The organism is Enterococcus sp. C102(2024) (genome assembly GCF_040888205.1).
In the GTDB taxonomy this organism is placed as follows: domain Bacteria; phylum Bacillota; class Bacilli; order Lactobacillales; family Enterococcaceae; genus Enterococcus; species Enterococcus faecalis.
In genome coordinates this window covers 286,218-306,531 of record NZ_JBFOHH010000002.1, presented here as the reverse complement: position 1 = coordinate 306,531, position 20,314 = coordinate 286,218, and the positions used below count along the sequence as shown (strand labels likewise).

16 protein-coding genes are annotated in these 20,314 nt (G+C 36.9%); 14 read left to right on the top strand and 2 right to left on the bottom strand.

The window, feature by feature from the left end; translation table 11 throughout:
* The first annotated feature begins 90 nt into the window (after positions 1–90).
* The 8 genes from uvrB to AB3I34_RS06030 all read left to right on the top strand — a co-directional run bounded on the left by uvrB (position 91) and on the right by AB3I34_RS06030 (position 10,795).
* On the top strand, positions 91–2,088 hold the full coding sequence (gene uvrB, locus AB3I34_RS06065; RefSeq protein ID WP_002355618.1) for an excinuclease ABC subunit UvrB: 1,998 nt from the start codon (positions 91–93) through the stop codon (positions 2,086–2,088).
* A 117-nt stretch (positions 2,089–2,205) separates the two neighbouring features.
* Positions 2,206–5,025, top strand: coding sequence for an excinuclease ABC subunit UvrA (gene uvrA / locus AB3I34_RS06060; RefSeq protein ID WP_002361280.1), 2,820 nt, complete (start codon positions 2,206–2,208; stop codon positions 5,023–5,025).
* Positions 5,026–5,196: 171 nt separating this feature from the next.
* Positions 5,197–5,991 carry a YusW family protein gene (locus AB3I34_RS06055; protein WP_002366200.1) on the top strand — a complete coding sequence of 265 codons (795 nt, stop codon included), beginning with the start codon at positions 5,197–5,199 and terminating at the stop codon, positions 5,989–5,991.
* A gap of 165 nt (positions 5,992–6,156) precedes the next feature.
* Positions 6,157–7,044, top strand: coding sequence for an RNase adapter RapZ (gene rapZ / locus AB3I34_RS06050; RefSeq protein ID WP_002355625.1), 888 nt, complete (start codon positions 6,157–6,159; stop codon positions 7,042–7,044).
* Positions 7,044–8,039 (top strand): YvcK family protein, encoded by a 996-nt coding sequence (gene yvcK / locus AB3I34_RS06045; protein WP_002355627.1) that lies wholly within the window; start codon positions 7,044–7,046, stop codon positions 8,037–8,039. The genes rapZ and yvcK overlap by 1 nt, the downstream gene beginning before the upstream one ends.
* 33 nt (positions 8,040–8,072) lie before the next feature.
* Positions 8,073–9,008, top strand: a complete 936-nt coding sequence (gene whiA / locus AB3I34_RS06040) for a DNA-binding protein WhiA (RefSeq protein ID WP_002358736.1) — start codon at positions 8,073–8,075, stop codon at positions 9,006–9,008.
* A 232-nt stretch (positions 9,009–9,240) separates the two neighbouring features.
* Positions 9,241–10,164 (top strand): hypothetical protein, encoded by a 924-nt coding sequence (locus tag AB3I34_RS06035; RefSeq protein WP_010712026.1) that lies wholly within the window; start codon positions 9,241–9,243, stop codon positions 10,162–10,164.
* A gap of 112 nt (positions 10,165–10,276) precedes the next feature.
* Positions 10,277–10,795: a DsbA family protein gene (locus AB3I34_RS06030; RefSeq protein WP_010712027.1), complete on the top strand. Its 519-nt coding sequence runs from the start codon at positions 10,277–10,279 to the stop codon at positions 10,793–10,795.
* A gap of 42 nt (positions 10,796–10,837) precedes the next feature.
* Here the strand turns inward: AB3I34_RS06030 and clpP are convergent, their stop codons facing one another.
* On the bottom strand, positions 10,838–11,431 hold the full coding sequence (clpP, locus tag AB3I34_RS06025; protein WP_002355633.1) for an ATP-dependent Clp endopeptidase proteolytic subunit ClpP: 594 nt from the start codon (positions 11,429–11,431) through the stop codon (positions 10,838–10,840).
* A gap of 195 nt (positions 11,432–11,626) precedes the next feature.
* Here clpP and AB3I34_RS06020 point away from each other — a divergent pair, with 195 nt between their 5' ends.
* Positions 11,627–12,145, top strand: coding sequence for a hypothetical protein (locus tag AB3I34_RS06020; protein WP_002355635.1), 519 nt, complete (start codon positions 11,627–11,629; stop codon positions 12,143–12,145).
* A 20-nt stretch (positions 12,146–12,165) separates the two neighbouring features.
* On the opposite strand, the gene AB3I34_RS06015 is transcribed toward AB3I34_RS06020, so the two are convergent.
* Positions 12,166–12,570, bottom strand: a complete 405-nt coding sequence (locus AB3I34_RS06015) for a DUF1622 domain-containing protein (protein WP_010712028.1) — start codon at positions 12,568–12,570, stop codon at positions 12,166–12,168.
* A 464-nt stretch (positions 12,571–13,034) separates the two neighbouring features.
* Between AB3I34_RS06015 and AB3I34_RS06010 the strand changes: the two genes are divergently transcribed.
* The 5 genes from AB3I34_RS06010 to AB3I34_RS05990 all read left to right on the top strand — a co-directional run bounded on the left by AB3I34_RS06010 (position 13,035) and on the right by AB3I34_RS05990 (position 20,177).
* Complete coding sequence (locus tag AB3I34_RS06010; protein WP_113817349.1) at positions 13,035–16,841, top strand: isopeptide-forming domain-containing fimbrial protein; 3,807 nt, start codon at positions 13,035–13,037, stop codon at positions 16,839–16,841.
* 24 nt (positions 16,842–16,865) lie between these two features.
* Complete coding sequence (locus AB3I34_RS06005; protein ID WP_002358745.1) at positions 16,866–17,249, top strand: bacteriocin; 384 nt, start codon at positions 16,866–16,868, stop codon at positions 17,247–17,249.
* A 167-nt stretch (positions 17,250–17,416) separates the two neighbouring features.
* Positions 17,417–17,905 (top strand): hypothetical protein, encoded by a 489-nt coding sequence (locus AB3I34_RS06000; RefSeq protein ID WP_010712031.1) that lies wholly within the window; start codon positions 17,417–17,419, stop codon positions 17,903–17,905.
* Between the two features lie 51 nt (positions 17,906–17,956).
* Positions 17,957–19,744: a glycerophosphoryl diester phosphodiesterase membrane domain-containing protein gene (locus tag AB3I34_RS05995; RefSeq protein WP_010712032.1), complete on the top strand. Its 1,788-nt coding sequence runs from the start codon at positions 17,957–17,959 to the stop codon at positions 19,742–19,744.
* 25 nt (positions 19,745–19,769) lie between these two features.
* Entirely contained in the window at positions 19,770–20,177 is a 408-nt protein-coding gene (locus tag AB3I34_RS05990; RefSeq protein WP_002361287.1) for an NUDIX hydrolase, read from the top strand.
* The last annotated feature ends 137 nt before the right edge of the window (positions 20,178–20,314 follow it).

Here is a 20,314-nt window from a genome sequence, read left to right as displayed (position 1 = left end):
ATGTTCGGTATGTTAAACTAATAAGTGGACATTCTGCCAGAATGGGCCGATAATTTAAGAGAAATTAGACACTTTGAGGGGGAGTTATAAATGATCGAAAGAGAAACTTCCAATACCTTTCATTTGGCTTCTAAATATGAGCCTGCCGGAGATCAGCCAGCCGCTATTGCTGAACTAGTTGACGGTGTCAAAGGTGGAGAAAAAGCTCAAATTTTACTTGGAGCGACCGGAACAGGTAAAACATTTACAATCTCTAATGTGATTCAAGAAGTGAACAAACCAACATTAGTGATTGCACATAATAAAACACTAGCTGGACAATTATACGGGGAATTTAAAGAATTTTTCCCAGATAATGCGGTCGAGTATTTTGTCAGTTACTATGATTATTATCAACCAGAAGCATATGTACCCTCAAGTGATACATATATTGAAAAAGATTCCAGTATTAATGATGAAATTGATAAACTACGCCATTCAGCGACAAGTTCTTTATTGGAACGAAACGATGTCATCGTGGTAGCATCAGTTTCTTGTATTTTTGGTTTAGGGGATCCGCGGGAATACAGTCAACAAGTTGTTTCATTACGTGTGGGAATGGAAATGGATCGTAATGAGTTACTAAAAAGCTTAGTCGATATTCAATTCGAACGAAATGATATTGATTTTCAACGGGGGCGTTTTCGTGTCCGCGGTGATGTGGTTGAGATATTCCCAGCTTCACGGGATGAGCATGCACTACGTGTTGAATTTTTCGGAGACGAAATTGATCGAATTCGTGAAGTAGATGCGTTAACTGGTGAAATTGTCGGCGAAACAGAGCATGTCGCTATTTTTCCAGCAACACACTTCGTGACGAACGAAGAACATATGGAACACGCCATTTCGCAGATCCAAGAAGAATTAGAAGCACGTTTGAAAGTGCTTCGCAGTGAAAACAAATTATTGGAAGCCCAACGTTTGGAACAGCGAACCAACTATGATATTGAGATGATGAGAGAGATGGGCTACACGTCAGGGATTGAAAATTACTCTCGACATATGGATGGTCGCCAAGAAGGAGAGCCGCCATATACGCTGTTGGACTTTTTCCCAGATGACTTCTTACTTGTAATCGATGAGTCTCATGTAACAATGCCGCAAATTAGAGGGATGTATAATGGCGACCGAGCACGGAAACAAATGTTAGTGGACTATGGTTTCCGTTTACCAAGTGCACTTGATAACCGACCGCTTCGTTTAGAAGAATTTGAACAACATGTAAACCAAATTGTTTATGTATCGGCAACACCAGGCCCTTATGAAATGGAACAAACAGAGACGGTTGTTCAACAAATCATTCGACCAACAGGTTTACTAGATCCAGAAGTAGAAATCCGCCCAATTATGGGTCAAATTGATGACTTGGTGGGCGAAATTCATGAACGGATCGAAAAAGATCAGCGAGTGTTTGTCACAACCTTAACGAAGAAAATGGCCGAAGATTTAACCGACTATTTCAAAGAATTAGGCTTAAAAGTTAAATATTTGCATAGTGATATAAAAACACTGGAAAGAACGGAGATTATTCGCGATTTACGATTAGGCGAATTTGATATTCTAATAGGTATTAACTTATTACGTGAAGGAATCGATGTGCCAGAAGTTTCCTTAATTGCGATTCTAGATGCGGATAAAGAAGGCTTCTTACGTAGTGAACGCTCGTTAGTGCAAACGATGGGACGGGCTGCCCGGAACGCTGAAGGAAAAGTCATTATGTATGCAGATAAAATCACCGATTCGATGCAACGAGCTATGGATGAAACGGCACGACGTCGGGCAATCCAAGAAGCATATAATGAAGAACATGGTATTGAACCAAAAACAATTATTAAAGAAATTCGTGATTTGATTTCTATTTCCAAAACAGCTGATAAAGATGAAACAGTGGTTCAATTGGATAAATCATATGAAGATTTATCAAGACAAGAAAAAGCTGATTTATTAATGAAACTTGAAAGAGAAATGAAAGATGCGGCCAAAGCATTAGACTTCGAAACTGCAGCCACATTACGAGATACCATTCTTGAATTGAAAGCTGCCAAATAAGTCAACCAACGGATTAAGTAAAAGATACGATGAACCATCGTATCTTTTACTAATCTTTTCTCTATAGAATGACTTGAAATGATTTGACGTAAGAGATTTAGTAAAAGGAGAACATATATGGCAAATGATAAAATTGTGATTCATGGTGCACGCGCCCATAACTTAAAAAATATTGATGTCACGATTCCTCGTGACAAAATGGTTGTTGTAACTGGACTATCTGGTTCTGGTAAAAGTTCATTAGCATTTGATACGCTTTACGCAGAAGGGCAACGACGTTATGTAGAGAGTCTCTCTGCTTATGCGCGACAATTTTTGGGACAGATGGATAAACCAGATGTTGACAGCATCGATGGTTTAAGTCCAGCTATTTCAATTGATCAAAAGACGACAAGTAAAAACCCACGCTCAACAGTAGGGACGGTCACAGAAATCAATGATTATTTACGATTGTTATTTGCTCGGGTAGGTCATCCAATTTGTCCTAACGATCATATTGAAATTACCAGTCAGTCTGTTGAACAGATGGTTGATAAAGTCTTAGAGCTACCAGAGCGAACAAAAATTCAAATTTTGGCGCCTGTTGTGGTCAAGAAAAAAGGCCAACATAAAAAAGTGTTTGAAATGATCCAACGTGAAGGGTATGTCAGAATGCGGGTGGATGGTGAAACCTATGATGTTAGTGAGGCACCAGAACTTGAAAAAAATAAAAAACATGATATTGCGATTGTGATTGACCGTATCGTTGTGAAAGAAGGCATTCGCTCTCGCTTGTTTGATTCGTTTGAAGCGGCTTTGCGTTTAGCTGAAGGTTACGCAATTGTTGATGTGATTGGTCAAGAAGAAATGTTGTTTAGTGAACATTATGCTTGTCCTTATTGTGGGTTCACAGTCGGTGAATTGGAACCGCGCTTGTTTTCATTTAATGCACCATTTGGCGCTTGTCCCGATTGTGATGGTTTAGGTGTTAAATTAGAAGTGGACAAAGACTTAGTGATTCCAGATCCCACTAAAACCTTGAGAGAAGGAGCCATTGTTCCGTGGAACCCTATTAGTTCCCAATATTATCCACAAATGTTGGAACAAGCAGCCACCAGTTTTGGGATTGATATGGATACGCCGTTTGAAGAATTACCTGCAGACCAACAAGAAATTATTTTAAATGGTTCTGGCGAGAAAAACTTTCATTTTCATTATGAAAATGACTTTGGTGGTGTTCGTGATGTGGAAGTGCCATTTGAAGGGATTTTAAAAAATATTAAACGACGTTATCATGAAACAAATAGCGATTTTACACGAGATCAAATGCGGTTATACATGACAGAATTGACTTGTCGAAGCTGTCAAGGGTATCGTTTGAATCCGCAAGCTTTAGCTGTGAAAATCAATGGTACGCACATTGGTGAAGTCAGTGAATTAGCAATAAAAAATGCGGTCCAATTTTTTGAAGGTGTGTCTTTATCTGAACAAGAAACAACGATTGCTCGGCCAATTTTAAAAGAAGTCGAAGATCGGTTAACCTTCTTAAAAAATGTCGGGTTAGATTACTTAACCTTAAGTCGAGCTGCTGGTACACTTTCTGGCGGAGAAGCACAAAGAATTCGCTTAGCAACACAAATTGGATCAAACTTATCAGGCGTCCTTTACATTTTAGATGAACCATCAATTGGTTTGCATCAACGAGATAACGACCGCTTGATTGACTCATTGAAAAAAATGCGGGACTTAGGCAATACATTAATTGTGGTGGAACATGATGAAGATACAATGATGGCTTCGGATTACTTGATTGATGTGGGACCTGGCGCTGGACATCTGGGCGGTGAAATTGTAGCCGCTGGTACGCCGGAAGAGGTTGCTAAAAATCCGCATTCATTGACTGGACAATATCTTTCTGGGAAAAAAGTGATTCCTGTGCCAAAAGAACGTCGCAAAGGTAATGGCAAAGCGATCAAAGTCACTGGTGCCAGTGAAAATAATTTGAAAAATGTCAGTGTTGAATTTCCGCTAGGTGAATTTGTTGCTGTCACAGGTGTTTCAGGTTCAGGGAAAAGTACTTTAGTCAATCAAATTTTGAAAAAAGCGCTGGCCCAAAAATTAAATCGTAATTCCAATAAACCTGGGAAACACAAAAGTATCACTGGTTATGAAGCCATTGAAAAGATTGTTGACATTGACCAAAGTCCAATTGGTCGAACACCAAGAAGTAATCCAGCGACTTATACTAGTGTTTTTGATGACATTCGCGATTTGTTTGCCCAAACAAATGAAGCCAAGGTTCGTGGCTATAAAAAAGGTCGCTTTAGTTTTAACGTCAAAGGTGGCCGTTGTGAAGCTTGTCGCGGGGATGGTATCATCAAAATTGAAATGCACTTTTTACCTGATGTCTATGTGCCTTGCGAAGTTTGTCATGGCAAACGTTATAATTCTGAGACGTTAGAAGTTCATTATAAAGGCAAAAACATTTCTGATATTTTAGATATGACGGTGGAAGATGCCGTAGAATTTTTCAAACATATTCCTAAAATTCATCGTAAATTGCAAACAATTGTGGATGTAGGCTTAGGCTATGTGACATTGGGGCAGCCGGCAACTACTTTATCTGGTGGGGAAGCACAGCGGATGAAGCTAGCGAGTGAACTTCATAAAAATTCTAATGGGAAAAACTTTTATATTCTGGATGAACCAACAACAGGCTTGCATACCGATGATATTGCGCGGTTGCTTCTAGTATTAGAGCGTTTAGTGGAAGCGGGCAATACCGTTTTAGTGATTGAACATAACTTGGATGTCATCAAATCTGCGGATCATGTGATTGATCTAGGGCCAGAAGGTGGCGACGGTGGTGGGACGATCGTGGCGACTGGAACACCAGAAGAAGTTGCTAAAGTCAAAGACAGTTACACAGGATATTATTTAAAACGTGTTCTGAAATAAACATTAATGATTAGATAAAGAACCTTGTTTTTATGGAAAACAAGGTTCTTTTATTATAAAATAACAAATATTTTTTAATAAAAATTAAAAATAAATGTTGACTTAATGTGTAATCAAAAGATATACTATGTTTGTTAACAAAATAACAATGAACACGAAGGGAAGTCTTAAATGAAAAACAAAAAAATAACAACAAGTTTATTAACAGCAGGAATGGTCTTAGCTATCGGAATCACACCTTTTGTACATAGTAACACAATGGAAGCAGCTACTTTAATTTCACAATCAGACCATGAAAAAGTAATGAGTTTTACCAAGAAAGACTTAAAAGAAGCAACGGGCATTCAATTGGAGCCGGCGACAGTACAAGCCGTTCATCAGGAATTAAAGCAACAAATCACCTGGGAAACATTAGGCTATTCCACAATTGATGCGCAAAATATTGCGACACGTTTTACACAAAATACATATCAGGCTCTGGGGATTTTAACAGATATCGCCAACCATTCAGACCTTCAATTGAAAGTCATTACCATTAATAATCCCTATCTAGCAACAGCTAAAATTGGTACCTTTAAGTGGGAAACTGTAACTCCTGAAGTTGGTGGGGACCATGAAACAGCAGACAATGAACTAACCACACCGACACCGACTGTTGCCAGTCTTCAAGAGATTGACGTAGAAATCGAATACGACGAAAATGAAATTGAGTTCACCTATGAAATAAAATCGAACGGAACAATTGAAGCAACGTATGAAGATGAATCTGCTGATTTAGAATTAGAAGGTAAGGCAGCACAAGACAAAATCATGACTCTTTTAGATGGATTGTCAATCAAAACAGCTACAAATGAACAAATTAAAGAACACATTACGAAAAAGTTAGCCGTGAATGAACAAGTAAAACAATTTGAGTTTGAAGCTAATTTTACTGATAAAACAGAAATTGAGTTTGTATTAAAATAACACAGAGTTATATAGTATAATTCAGCAATTAAAACAGCATTGACAAAAATGTCAATGCTGTTTTTCTATGAAAGAATAGAAATCTTTATAAGAATGATTGAAAAGCTTTCTTTGATACGCCCGGGGTGTTATAATATAGTAATGCAAGTGAAGGGAGTGTTGAATATGCCAGAAAATTTACAACTGGTTATTATTACAGGAATGAGTGGCGCTGGAAAAACAGTCGCTGTTCAAAGCTTTGAAGACATGGGCTATTTCTGTATCGACAATTTACCACCAAGCTTAATCCCAAAATTTTGGGAATTAATTAAAGAATCTGGAAAAGTTACCAAGATTGCGTTAGTGATCGATTTACGTTCACGGACCTTCTTTAGAGAAATTCAGGATATGTTAGTCGAACTTGAAAATACTAATTTTATTGATACAACGATTTTATTTTTAGATGCCACCGATGAAGAGTTAGTTTCTCGTTATAAAGAGACACGGCGTGCGCATCCAATGGCGATGGATGGTTTAGTGACAGAAGGTATTCGTAAAGAACGTGCAATGCTGGAAGAAATCAAGGCGGATGCTCAGTTGGTTATTGACACTACGGACTTGTCCCCTCGTCAATTGCGAGAACGTTTGAATAAAGAACTAGCAACGAGAGAGACACACGAATTTCGAGTGGAAATGGTGTCCTTTGGCTTTAAATATGGGTTGCCGATTGATGCAGATATCGTTATGGATGTTCGCTTTTTACCTAACCCCCATTATATTGATGAACTACGACCGTTAACTGGAATGGATCAACCTGTTTATGATTATGTGATGGGCTTCCCAGAAACAGATGAATTTTATACAAAATTTATCGATTTACTGCGAACAGTCTTACCTGGATATAAAAAAGAAGGTAAAAGTAGCGTCACAATTGCAATTGGCTGTACTGGCGGACAACATCGCTCTGTTGCATTGACAGAACGTGTTGGCGCTGAATTAAAAGAGGAAGATTACCATGTAAATATTACCCACCGCGACCGCTTAAAAAGAAAAGAAACGGTTAATCGCTCTTAATGAAAACCTATCGAATTCGTAAACCGAAGATCGTGGTTGTTGGTGGTGGAACAGGCTTGCCAGTAATTTTGAAAAGTTTAAGAAATCAAAGTGTTGATATTACTGCCGTCGTAACGGTCGCTGATGACGGCGGTAGTAGTGGTGAGCTTCGTTCCTCTATTAATAACATGACACCTCCGGGAGATTTAAGAAATGTCTTAGTGGCATTGTCAGATATGCCACAATTATATGAAGATATTTTTCAATATCGTTTTGATAAATCAGATAGTCATTTTGCCAATCATGCAATCGGTAATTTAATCATTGCTGCTGTCTCAGAAATGAGAGGAAGTACGTATGAAGCCATTCAATTGCTTTCAAAAATGATGCATGTTGATGGACGGATTTATCCATCATCAGAACGGCCATTAACGTTACATGCCGTATTTAAAGATGGCTCAGTGGCGGTGGGAGAATCAAAAATTGCACTGGATCGCAAGACGATTGACCATGTGTTTGTGACAAATACACACGGAGAAGAACAGCCAAGAGCTGCGCGCAAAGTCGTCAAAGCAATTGAAGAAGCAGACATGGTCGTGTTAGGACCAGGGAGCCTTTTTACAAGTATTTTGCCTAATTTAGTTATTACAGAAATTGGTGAAGCCATCAAACAAACAGCTGCGGAAGTAGTCTATATTTGTAACATCATGACCCAAAAAGGGGAAACGGAACATTTTACGGATGCCGATCATGTTCGTGTCTTAAACGAGCATCTACAAGCGCAGTTTGTTGATACAGTGCTGGTTAACACAGAAAAAGTACCAGAAAATTACATGGATCCTGAAATTTATGATGAATATTTAGTTCAAGTAAAGCATGATTTTCAAGGATTACGTGAAGAAGGTTGCCGAGTCATTTCGACAGACTTTTTAGAATTAAGAGATGGCGGAGTTTTTCATGATGGGGAAAAAGTTGTTGAAGAACTTTTCCGTATCGTATTTGGAACGAAATATTAATTAATCAAAAGAATCAAGAGAGGAGGAGCTTAGATGTCTTTTGCCTCGGATGTCAAAAAAGAGTTAACTGGTTTAGAAGTCCATCGAGAACACGCGAAAGCAGAATTAGCAGCATTAATTCGGATGAATGGCTCACTTAGCTTAGTTAATCAACAGTTTGTCTTGAATGTACAAACGGAAAATGCTGCAATTGCTCGTCGAATGTATTCATTGCTGAAAGATCATTACCATGCACAAGCAGAATTATTAGTTCGTAAAAAAATGAAACTAAAGAAAAATAATGTTTACATTGTGCGTCTAAAACAAGATACACAAAAAATTCTAGCTGATTTGGATATTATGGATGGGGTCGTTTTTAATGGCAATGTGTCAAATGAAATCATGGGTAACGCGCAAAAAATGCGTTCCTATTTACGTGGGGCCTTCATGGCTTCTGGCTCAGTTAATAATCCGGAAACAAGTCGCTATCATTTAGAAATTTTTTCAATTTATGAAGAACACAATAATGATATTTGTAAGATGTTGAATTACTATGACTTAAACGCTCGAACATTGGGACGCCGAAATGGGTATATTTGTTATTTAAAAGGTGCTGAAAAAATTGCCGACTTTTTAACGTTAATTGGTGCCACGAACTCTATGTTGAAATTTGAAGATGTCCGGATTGTCCGTGATATGCGGAATTCAGTAAATCGTTTAGTGAATTGCGAAACAGCGAATTTAAATAAAACTATTGATGCGGCTTCAAAACAAATTGAAAATATTCAATTTATTGAAAGTACAGTAGGGCTGACGTCATTACCAGAGAAACTTCAGGAAATCGCAGAATTACGGTTAGAGTATCCGGAAGTTAGTCTCAAAGAACTAGGGGAAATGATTCCTTCAGGAGCTATTTCTAAGTCAGGTATTAATCATCGTATTCGAAAAATTAATGAATTTGCAGAAAAATTACGAGAAAAAAGTGCGTAACTTTTCTGCTCCAGAAGTGAAGAATAACATTTCCGTTTGAAGTGCTATCCTTCACTTTTTCTTTAAGCGTGTAAAAAAAATAAAGTGTGCAAAAAGTGTGTAGCGCTGAAATGTAGTGTTGACCTGTGGTTTAAAGAAACGACGTTGGCACGAATGTTGCATGTAATAAAATGCAAGCGATTACTTATTGCTGTTTTTAACTAAAACATTAAAAACTATTGGAGGGGTCAAAATGGTTCAACGATTAATTAGTGCAAATGCATCAGAAATCAAACGGATGTCAAAAGAAGAGCTGTTTCAGAGTATTAAAGCGAGCGAAGGGCGCGTAATTTTATCGGAAAATGTGGTAGTTCATCCATCCGTAGCAGGTGATATCACTTGTGCGGAAATGTCAAAAGCATATGGCGCAGACATGATTTTATTGAATGTTTTCGATGTTAATCAACCCATTGTAGTAGCCGCTTATGAAGGGCAATATACTGCGGAAACATGTGTCCCTAATGATGAGGTTATTCATCGTTTGAAAGAACTAGTCGGTTTACCGATTGGCATGAATGTCGAACCTGTTGATGAAAATTTAGACTTAGCTTCAACGAGAGTTTCGATTGAACCAGGTAGAAAAGCATCAGCAGCTACTTTCAAAAAAGCCAATGAACTGGGTTTGGATTTTATCTTATTGACAGGTAATCCAGGAACTGGCGTGACCAACGACTTGATTGCTAAGAACGTGGCCTTAGCCAAAAAACATTTTGACGGCATCATTATTGCCGGAAAAATGCACAGTTCAGGCGTAGATGAACCAGTGGTCAGTTTAAAATCAGCTGAACAATTTATTGAAGCGGGCGCTGATATTGTCTTAGTCCCAGCAGTCGGCACGGTTTGGGGCATCGATGATCAACAAGTCAAAGAAGTTGTGGATTTTGCACATTCAAAAGGAAAATTAGTTATGAGTGCCATTGGAACTTCACAAGAAAGTGCTCAACCTGAAGTTATCCAAGCAATCGGCATTAGAAATAAAATTTTAGGCGTAGATATTCAACATATTGGCGATGCCAATATGGGCTTAGTTGGTATTGAAAATATTAAAGAGCTTTCTGATGCGATACGCGGGAAAAGACATACTGTTGCTAGAATGGCTCGTTCGATTAATCGTTAAAAAAGTGAACAGAGGCACGAATTCAGAAAATTTGAATTCGTGTCTTATGATTTTTTTATTGAAAAACGGTATACTAAAAGAGAAATAAAGGTTTGAAAGGATGAGGTTTTTTATGGATATTTCAGTAATTGATGCAACAAAAGTTAACACAGAAACAGGGCTTCACATTGGTGAGCGCAATGCCCCTGTCAAAATGATAGAATTTATCAATGTTCGCTGTCCTTATTGCAGAAAATGGTTTGAAGAGTCTGAGGAACTGTTAGCACAATCTGTCAAAAGTGGTAAAGTTGAACGTATCATTAAGTTGTTTGATAAAGAAAAAGAAAGTTTACAACGCGGCAATGTGATGCATCACTACATTGACTATTCAGCGCCTGAACAAGCACTGTCAGCATTGCATAAAATGTTTGCTACGCAAGATGAATGGGGAAACTTAACCTTAGAAGAAGTAGCGACGTATGCTGAAAAAAATCTTGGCTTAAAAGAACAAACAGATGCAACGCTTGTTTCCGCAGTGATTGCTGAAGCCAATGCGGCGCACATTCAATTTGTGCCAACGATCGTCATTGGTGAGCATATCTTTGACGAAAGTGTTACTGAAGAAGAATTACGAGGATACATTGAAAAATAAAAAAATGGAAACAGCGACAGTCGCTGTTTCCATTTTTTATTTTTAATTTAAGGCGCTACTATTTTCCATTACTTCATCGATTAAACCATATTCTTTTGCTTGTTCGGCAGTCATATAGTTATCACGATCGGTATCACGTTCAATCACTTCAATAGGTTGGCCAGTTCGTTCAGCTAAAATTGAATTTAAACGTTGACGAGTGTCTAAAATGTGACGAGCAGCAATTTCAATTTCTGTTGCTTGCCCTTGAGCGCCACCAAGTGGTTGGTGAATCATGATTTCCGCATTTGGTAAAGCGAAACGTTTGCCTTTTTGACCAGCTGTTAATAAGAAGCTACCCATAGAAGCCGCCATTCCTAATACGATAGTTTGGACATCCGCTTTAACGAAATTCATGGTATCGAAAATCGCTAAACCTGCAGAAACGCTGCCACCAGGAGAGTTAATGTACAAGTAAATGTCTTTTTCTGAATCTTGAGCATCTAAGAATAATAACTGTGCAATCACTGAGTTTGCCACGTTATCATCGATAGGGCCGCTTAGCATAATGATGCGGTCTTTTAATAAACGAGAGTAAATGTCATAAGCACGTTCACCGCGAGATGATTGTTCAATAACTGTTGGAATTAAATTCATAAGTAAATCCTCCTATATAAAGAAACTTTTAAAGTCATTCTATCACAAAGCACTTTGAATGCCTATGAAAAGTATACCTCTTTGGTCAATAAAGGTCAACGAAGTCGCTTGAAAAATTTTGTGTCATTTTTTATCCGAAACTTTTGGATTATGTTATACTAAAATGGAAAATTAGAAAAGAGCGAGGGGAAAAATATGTTTGTTTTTATCGCCGGAATGGTCGGTGTAATCGTCGGTGCGCTAATAGTCACAGCAAGTGCCGCCTTACATTCATCTTACAAAGAGCGAAAAGAAGTACGTTATCGTGAACTAGAACATTTGGTTAAAGAAATTGAATCATTGAATTTATTAAATAAAAAAGTCAAAGAAATTTTACAAAAGCGTGAATTATATATAGACAGATCAATTGAATACTTATCGATGGATGATTGTTTCATCAGCATCGATGATTTTATTTATTTGGAATCATTTTCTGCTCAAAATAATTTTTACTTACCGACGTACTTAATTGAAGAATTTTTCAAAAAAATTGCGCATCGTAAAGTCATTTTGACGGCCAGCGAAGTTGCTGAAATGGGTGGACACACCTATAAAGGTGGCCGTGTTATTTTAGAAAATTTTTCAGACGAGATTTTAGCAATTATTGAAGATAAAAAACGTAAAATGCAGCGTTTGTCTAACGAACCACTTCATTATTTTAAAGCGATTAAATAAAAAAAGAACCAGCGTACCCGCTAATTTTTTGGGGTAGCTGGTTCTTTTTCTTGTTGTTCCATATCGGTCATAGTGTCTTCAATTTCTTTATGTAAGAAATAAGAAATAACTGTACGGATGATCACCAAGGTTGCCAATTTCAAAATATCTTGAAAAGTTGGTTTGACAATAGATTCAATAATATCAGCAGCAATTAAAATTTCTAAACTTAACAGAATGTAGCTACCAAGGAAGTTTTTGATGAACGTATTCATTTTGGTTAAGGTAAAGCGGCTTTGATTTTGTCGTTCACTTTTAATGAAATCTTTTCCTGCTAAACAAACACCCCAAACTAAAACAATAATCGAAAAAACATTCAGACCTAAAATACATAGCTCAAAAAGTGGGGTTAAAAGCATCATTAACTGATGGGGCCACTCATTCATCGTATTCACTCCTACCAAAAAGCCTTTTCTTTAACTATAACGAAACGGCTGACTAACGTCAAATATTGTTGAAATAAACGGGCTAAACTATTCAGCTTATAGAAAAAAACTAAGAAAATTATGAATAGCATCTAACAATTAAGTAAAAGGATTGTAAAGGTTCTTTTACTTTTTTTGTGTAAAAAAAGACTTTTAAAAGGAATCAGGTGTAAAAAAGTAAGTGAAAGCCAACTTTGTTAGTAGATAGTCTTTTCATTAATTTTTAAAAGACAAATTTTACGTTTTCAAGAGCCGAATACTGCCAATTTTTAGCATATAAAGGTGATAGAATCAGAAATTGAGTAAGAGATGTGTCACAAAAATAAGGAGACACATCGACTTGATGAAAGATTTAAGGAGCTGTAGTTGAAGTAAAGAGAAGCAAGTGTCCCAAACACTAGCGAAAGAAAATAGGGAGGATTAAAATGTTTAAGAAAGCAACGAAATTATTATCGACAATGGTGATTGTCGCTGGAACAGTTGTGGGAAATTTCAGTCCCACATTGGCTTTAGCTGAAGGAGTGGTTAAAGCAGGAGATACAGAAGGAATGACCAATACGGTGAAAGTTCAAGATGAAAGCTTAGCCGATTGTAAACGAATATTAGAAGGGGAAGCTGCATTTCCAGTCGTTGCAGGGGAAACGGAACCAGTCGATTTAGTCGTCGTTGAAGATGCTAGCGGAAGCTTTTCAGACAATTTTCCAATGGTTCGCTCAGCGATTGATGAAGTGGTTCAAGGCTTAACAGACAAAGATCGTGTCATGCTTACTTCTTATCGTGGTGGACGCCAATTTATGTTTCCTGATGGAACGACAAAAATCAATGACGGAGACAAAGAGTTAAATGTTCGCGTAAATACACCATTAACATTTGATAAAAGTCAATTTGTGTCAAATTTTGGAGATGTTCGAACTTATGGTGGAACACCGACTGCACAAGGCATGAAATTAGCCTTAGATGAATATAATGCGACACATGGTGACTTAACGAATCGAAAAACTTATTTTTTGTTAGTAACGGATGGAGTTGCTAATACTCGCTTAGATGGTTACTTACACAAAACCAATACAAATGATAAAATTAATGAATATCCAGATCCAAATCATCAATTAGGTATTTGGGGAGCTAGCAATTATATATCTGTGGAATATAGTAATGACTATCAAGGTGCAGCAGAAGAAGTTTTAGCGTTGAATCAAGAAGTTACAAATGAAGGGTATGAAATGATTAATGCCTTTTGGGAAAGTGTCGATTCTTTAAGTTCAGTTAATTCTTATTATGATAAATACCAATCAGAAGTTGGTCCTTTTGTAAAACAAGAGCTACAAAAAGGTGCCAGCACACCAGAAGATTTTATTACTAGCCAATCTATTGATGATTTTACAGCACAATTAAAACAAATTGTCCAAGATCGCGTGGGACAATCAGCGCCAGCTAATGCCTCGCTAACAGTTGCTGATCAATTTGACATTCAATCAGCAACGGCTACGGATGATGCCGGAAATGATGTGCCTGTTCAAATTAACGGACAAACCATTTCAGCTGTCAGTGTAGCAGGCTATGTGGGGAATATTACCATTCATTATACTGTTAAAGAAAATACAGCAATTGATGCCGATACAGTAGTTAGCTCAGGATCAATGACTCAAGGTGAGGTAGCTAAAGACTTTCCTGAAGCAACCATTCCTAAAAATGACCATGCCCATGACTGTGATGTGACGCCAGAAGATCCAGAAATTACTAAGGATATTGAAAATCAAGAACATTTAGATTTAACGAATCGGGATGATTCCTTTGATTGGCATGTAAAAGCTGATTTTGGTAATCAAACAAACGATTGGACCCAAGCAAGTATTACAGATGACATTAATTCATTGTTAGATATTCAAAAAGTCGTTGTCACCGATGAAAATGGAACAGATGTAACAGCTGAAGGAACATTAACTACTGATAACAACAACATTGTTTTTAAAATAAATAAGCAAGACGACAGTTATGCCTACCTAGCTGGTCACACATACACAATGACCATTACAACTAAAATTAAAGCCGGCACAACGGACGAAGAATTAGCCCCTTATATCCAACAAGGTGGGGTTCCCAACCAAGCCGACTTGAACTTTGGCAATGAAGGGGACGTGTTACATTCCAACAAACCAACCGTAACACCACCGCCAGTAGATCCAAATATTACTAAAGACGTCGAAGGTCAAGATCATTTAGACTTAACCAACCGCGACCAAGCATTCAAATGGAACGTCAAAGCAGCTTTCGGCAACGAAACAAGCACATGGACCCAAGCCAGCATGGTAGATGAAATTAATAAAGTGTTAGACATTACAGACGTGAAAGTCACTGATGAAAATGGTAAAGATGTTACAGCCAATGGCAAAGTAGCGCAAGAAAATAACAAAGTAACATTTACTATGAACAAAAAAGATGACAGCTACTCATACTTAGCTGGACATACCTATACCATGACCATTACAACCAAAATTAAAGCTGACGCAACGGACGAAGAATTAGCCCCTTATATCCAACAAGGTGGGATTCCCAACCAAGCCGACTTGAACTTTGGCAATGAAGGAGACGTGTTACACTCCAACAAACCAACCGTAACACCGCCGCCAGTAGATCCAAATATTACTAAAGACGTCGAAGGCCAAGAACATTTAGACTTAACTAATCGTGACCAAGCATTTAAATGGAATGTCAAAACAGCCTTTGGCAACGAAACAAGCACTTGGACCCAAGCTAGCATGGTGGATGACATTAATAAAGTGTTAGACATTACAGACGTGAAAGTTACTGATGAAAATGGTAAAGATGTTACAGCCAATGGCAAAGTAGCGCAAGAAAATAACAGAGTAACTTTTGAAATGAACAAAAAAGACGATAGTTATGCCTATTTGAGTGGTCATACATACACAATGACTATTACCACTAAAATTAAAGCCGGCGCAACCGATGAAGAATTAGCACCTTATATTGAACAAGGTGGCATTCCTAATCAAGCCGACTTAAACTTTGGCAACGAAGGGGACGTGTTACACTCCAACAAACCAACCGTAACACCACCGCCAGTTGATCCAAATATTACTAAAGACGTCGAAGGTCAAGAACATTTAGATCTAACCAACCGCGACCAAGAATTTAAATGGAACGTCAAAACAGCTTTCGGTAATGAAACAAGCACTTGGACCCAAGCCAGCATGGTAGATGACATTAATAAAGTGTTAGACATCATTGATGTGAAAGTCACTGATGAAAATGGCAAAGATGTTACAGCCAATGGCACAGTAACACAAGAAAATAACAGAGTAACTTTTGAAATGAACAAAAAAGACGATAGTTATGCCTATTTGAGTGGTCATACATACACAATGACTATTACCACTAAAATTAAAGCCGGCGCAACCGATGAAGAATTAGCACCTTATATTGAACAAGGTGGCATTCCTAATCAAGCCGACTTAAACTTTGGCAACGAAGGGGACGTGTTACACTCCAACAAACCAACCGTAACACCACCGCCAGTTGATCCAAATATTACTAAAGACGTCGAAGGTCAAGAACATTTAGATCTAACCAACCGCGACCAAGAATTTAAATGGAACGTCAAAACAGCTTTCGGTAATGAAACAAGCACTTGGACCCAAGCCAGCATGGTAGATGACATTAATAAAGTGTTAGACATCATTGATGTGAAAGTCACTGATGAAAATGGCAAAGATGTTACAGCCAATGGCACAGTAACACAAGAAAATAACAGAGTAACTTTTGAAATGAACAAAAAAGACGATAGTTATGCCTATTTGAGTGGTCATACATACACAATGACTATTACCACTAAAATTAAAGCCGGCGCAACCGATGAAGAATTAGCACCTTATATTGAACAAGGTGGCATTCCTAATCAAGCTGACTTAAACTTTGGCAACGAAGGTGACGTGTTGCATTCCAACAAGCCAACCGTAACACCACCTGCGCCAACACCAGAAGATCCAAAAAAACCTGAACCTAAACAACCGCTAAAACCGAAGAAACCATTGACGCCTACAAATCATCAAGCGCCAACGAACCCAGTCAATTTTGGAAAATCAGCAAGTAAAGGAATTCATTTACCAATGACTAATACAACAGTAAATCCACTTTACATAATCGCAGGTTTAATTGTCCTTATAGTGGCTATTAGCTTTGGCATAACAAAAAATAAAAAAAGAAAAAATTAGACAAACTAAAAAGGAAGAAAAAACATGAATAAAAAAATTTCGTTCAGTCTGTTAATTTTGTTACTTAGTTTGTTGGTAGGTTTTACATTTATTCCGCATAAAAAGGAATTAAGTTTCAATGAGTATCAAGAAAAAAAACACTCTGGCGAAACATTTTATGTTGTTTTAAAAAAGAAAAACTGTTCAGATTGTCAGGATTTCGAGAAACTATTACAAGCACCTAAACAGGTTTACTATGTAGAATTAACCAACAAAGAGACCATGAAGGAATGGTCAACATTTATCCGAGAAAATAAAGTTTTACATGTGCCATCTATGTTTAAAATAGATAACGGCCATCTCAAGAAAATTGATGGAGAAGGAGATGCGAATCAATTATTCGCAAACTATCAAAAAATAACGAAGTAAAAAGAATAAAAAGACAAGACAAGTTTCCTTTATTAGGAAACTTGTCTTTTTTATAGTGATAGTCGTTTATTAAATAACATGTGAAATGTTTAACAAATTCATTTTGGTTTGATAAAATAAACATGAACATATGAATTTATTTTCATTTGTTTTGAGAGGAGGAACGAATGATTGAATTGATTTTACTTTTGTCGGTGATTCTTTTAGGTTTATTGATTGGAAATAAAAGAGTTGATAAGTGGCTTTTTCTTAAGGCATTACTTTTGTTTTCTGTTATGCTAAGTGTGAGCATCTTAATTTCGGTAGCTATGTATTTATTATTAACAATAGGCGTTTCAAACGTAATAGGCCAGCGGTTAGAGTCGTTATTTCTTTTAGGGATAGTCGTTATCATCGGTACGAGTCTTTTGTTATATTTTTTATTGAATTTAACGACGAAAAAAATTGTTTTACCCATCGCTTTAATGAAAATAATTGAATATTATATTCAATGGGTATTGATTTATGTTACTATTTATCAAGTGATTTTTGATCAGTTTATTGTTTCTTCAGAAGTAAAAAATACGTTACAAGGAACTATTGATGAGCCAGTCGCAATCATTATTGTTATTTTGCCATCATTTATTTCAATTTGGATTGCCGTTGTTTTAATTTAGGATTCGTATGGAAGAACTTTAATCAGATACTTTTAGAATGGAGGAGTTTGTATGTCTGCTTGGCAAACATTTAAAAATGGAACAAGGCAATTTTTTAAAGACATCTTGCAGTACTTATGGTTATTTTTTACTTTAAATGTCTTATTATTATTGGTGGGTGGGGCTTTTAGTTGGGCGACTTCCAACGCACTAAAAACTCAAGGTATTCCTTATCTTTCGTTTAATAACCTGAATTTATTGTTAGAAAAGCCGCTTGCTCTGGTGTTATTAATTCTCTTGTTGTTCCTTTTTTTAGGTGCAGTTTTTTATCAGTTTACCTTTTTATTATTAGGGATTTTTCAAATACGGCAAGACCATCGCTTTCATTTTAAAGGAGTTACCAAGGCATCTTTTAAGGTTCTTAAAAAGCAAGGTGCCCGTTCGTGGTTATTCTTTTTCGGTTATTTTGTTGTCATTGTCCCTTTTGGTAACCTGATTTTCCAAAGTAATCTATTGACGAAATTTGTGATTCCAGATTTTATTGTTGAATTTTTGTCCCAACGAATTCCTTACTTGGTGGGGCTACTGGCTTTAGGGTTATTAGTCTGGTATTTAGCTATTCGTTTCATTTACACGCTTCCATTAATGATTTTGGAGAGAAAAAAAGCGGGCGAGGCAGTTAAGGCTAGTTGGTCAATGACAAACAAACGATTATGGTTCATTATTCGTAATATTGCATTTGTGACGATCGCGGTATTTGTTTCAACGTATGTTATTTATGTGTTACTTTATCTTCTACAGTTGAAGTTAGATACCTTGAGCGATACCATTAGTTTGCTAGGTGGGATTTTAAATTTAACGGTTGTCCAATTTTTACAGTTTGTGTCTAATGCTTGGCTTTCAGTATTACTGATTAATTTCTTATATACACAATTAAATGTTCAAGCAGAAATGACGACAAAAGTTTCCTTTGACAAAGAAACGAAACGTAATAAATTAGTGACTATCGGGATGGGCCTAGGACTATTCACCATTTTTGGCGGCTATATAATTTTCAACGCTGTTTACTTAACAGGGCTATTAGAATCAAAACCTTTGATTATTTCGCATCGAGGGGTCACCAATAGTAATGGGGTACAAAATACTATTCCTGCTATGGAAAGAACCATTAAATTTAAACCAGATTATATTGAAATTGATGTTCAAGAAACCAAAGACCATCAATTTGTTGTGATGCATGATGCAAACCTTAAAGAACTCGCCGGCGTTGATGGCACGCCACAAGAATTTACGTTAGCTGAATTAACAAAAATGACCGTTAAAGAAAATGGCCAAGAAGCACCAATTGCCAGTTTTGATGATTATTTAGCGAAAGCAAACCAAGCCAAACAAAAATTACTAGTAGAAATTAAAACGTCCAAACAAGATAGTCAAGGTGCACTTTCTAACTTTATTGAAAAATATGAACGTCCTTTGATAAAGAATAACCATCAGGTTCAATCTCTCGACTACAATGTGATCAAAGCGTTTAAAAAAGCCAAATCAAAAGTAAAAGTTAGTTTTATTTTGCCCTATAATTTCACTTTTCCAGAAACACAAGCTGATTTGTATACAATGGAAGCTACTACGTTGAATGATACCTTCATTTTAAAAGCTGACCGACAGAAAAAAGCAGTTTATGCTTGGACAGTTAATGACTCAGAGGTACTAAGTAAAATGCTCTTTATGGACGTTGCTGGAGTGATTACCGATGATTTGGAGCTAGTCAATGAAGAAGTCAATGACTTTGAAAAAAATCCATCGTATGCGGATCGTATTTTGCATTATATTTTTATGCTGCCAAGTGTGGCTTCTCAATAAAAAATGAAGAAGAGGGTTAAACGAAATGAAAAAAGAATTTTCGCGAGTACTTCTTAAAAATCAATCTGATGAAATTCTTATCTTAAAAGATCGGCCAGACACTTGGAATTTCCCTGGCGGAAAACAAGAACTTGGTGAATCAGCGCTGGAATGTGCGATTCGTGAAATGAAAGAAGAATTAGCAGTGGAAATTACTGAACTTGAAGAAATTTTTACTGGACCACTTGTTTTTGATTCAATCGTTTGGCAAGGACATTTTTATTTTGCCAAACAAGCCCAAGGAAAAGTTACCCTGAACGAACCAAATAAAATTAAAGGCGTACAATTTATTAAGCGGTTTGAGGAAGTAAATTTTTCACCAGGATTAGCTCCGCTATTTGATTATTTGGCGCGTAGTGATTATTTAAAGTTAAATAAAACTAACTGGAAATAGAGAGAATAGGAGTGTCTTTTGCTAGGGCTTTGTCAAGCGCATCTTTGATTATTTTAGAAAGTCCAAGGAAAAGTCGTGGGCATTGTTTATTCCTAATAAATATGTTATAGTAATTAAGTAATCAATTTTGATAAGTA

Excerpts from the sequence above, each read along its gene's own strand:
- uvrB (WP_002355618.1), top strand. The coding sequence starts at position 91 with ATGATCGAAAGAGAAACTTCCAATACCTTTCATTTGGCTTCTAAATAT.
- uvrA (WP_002361280.1), top strand. The coding sequence starts at position 2,206 with ATGGCAAATGATAAAATTGTGATTCATGGTGCACGCGCCCATAACTTA.
- AB3I34_RS06055 (WP_002366200.1), top strand. The coding sequence starts at position 5,197 with ATGAAAAACAAAAAAATAACAACAAGTTTATTAACAGCAGGAATGGTC.
- rapZ (WP_002355625.1), top strand. The coding sequence starts at position 6,157 with ATGCCAGAAAATTTACAACTGGTTATTATTACAGGAATGAGTGGCGCT.
- yvcK (WP_002355627.1), top strand. The coding sequence starts at position 7,044 with ATGAAAACCTATCGAATTCGTAAACCGAAGATCGTGGTTGTTGGTGGT.
- whiA (WP_002358736.1), top strand. The coding sequence starts at position 8,073 with ATGTCTTTTGCCTCGGATGTCAAAAAAGAGTTAACTGGTTTAGAAGTC.
- AB3I34_RS06035 (WP_010712026.1), top strand. The coding sequence starts at position 9,241 with ATGGTTCAACGATTAATTAGTGCAAATGCATCAGAAATCAAACGGATG.
- AB3I34_RS06030 (WP_010712027.1), top strand. The coding sequence starts at position 10,277 with ATGGATATTTCAGTAATTGATGCAACAAAAGTTAACACAGAAACAGGG.
- clpP (WP_002355633.1), bottom strand. The coding sequence starts at position 11,431 with ATGAATTTAATTCCAACAGTTATTGAACAATCATCTCGCGGTGAACGT.
- AB3I34_RS06020 (WP_002355635.1), top strand. The coding sequence starts at position 11,627 with ATGTTTGTTTTTATCGCCGGAATGGTCGGTGTAATCGTCGGTGCGCTA.
- AB3I34_RS06015 (WP_010712028.1), bottom strand. The coding sequence starts at position 12,570 with ATGAATGAGTGGCCCCATCAGTTAATGATGCTTTTAACCCCACTTTTT.
- AB3I34_RS06010 (WP_113817349.1), top strand. The coding sequence starts at position 13,035 with ATGTTTAAGAAAGCAACGAAATTATTATCGACAATGGTGATTGTCGCT.
- AB3I34_RS06005 (WP_002358745.1), top strand. The coding sequence starts at position 16,866 with ATGAATAAAAAAATTTCGTTCAGTCTGTTAATTTTGTTACTTAGTTTG.
- AB3I34_RS06000 (WP_010712031.1), top strand. The coding sequence starts at position 17,417 with ATGATTGAATTGATTTTACTTTTGTCGGTGATTCTTTTAGGTTTATTG.
- AB3I34_RS05995 (WP_010712032.1), top strand. The coding sequence starts at position 17,957 with ATGTCTGCTTGGCAAACATTTAAAAATGGAACAAGGCAATTTTTTAAA.
- AB3I34_RS05990 (WP_002361287.1), top strand. The coding sequence starts at position 19,770 with ATGAAAAAAGAATTTTCGCGAGTACTTCTTAAAAATCAATCTGATGAA.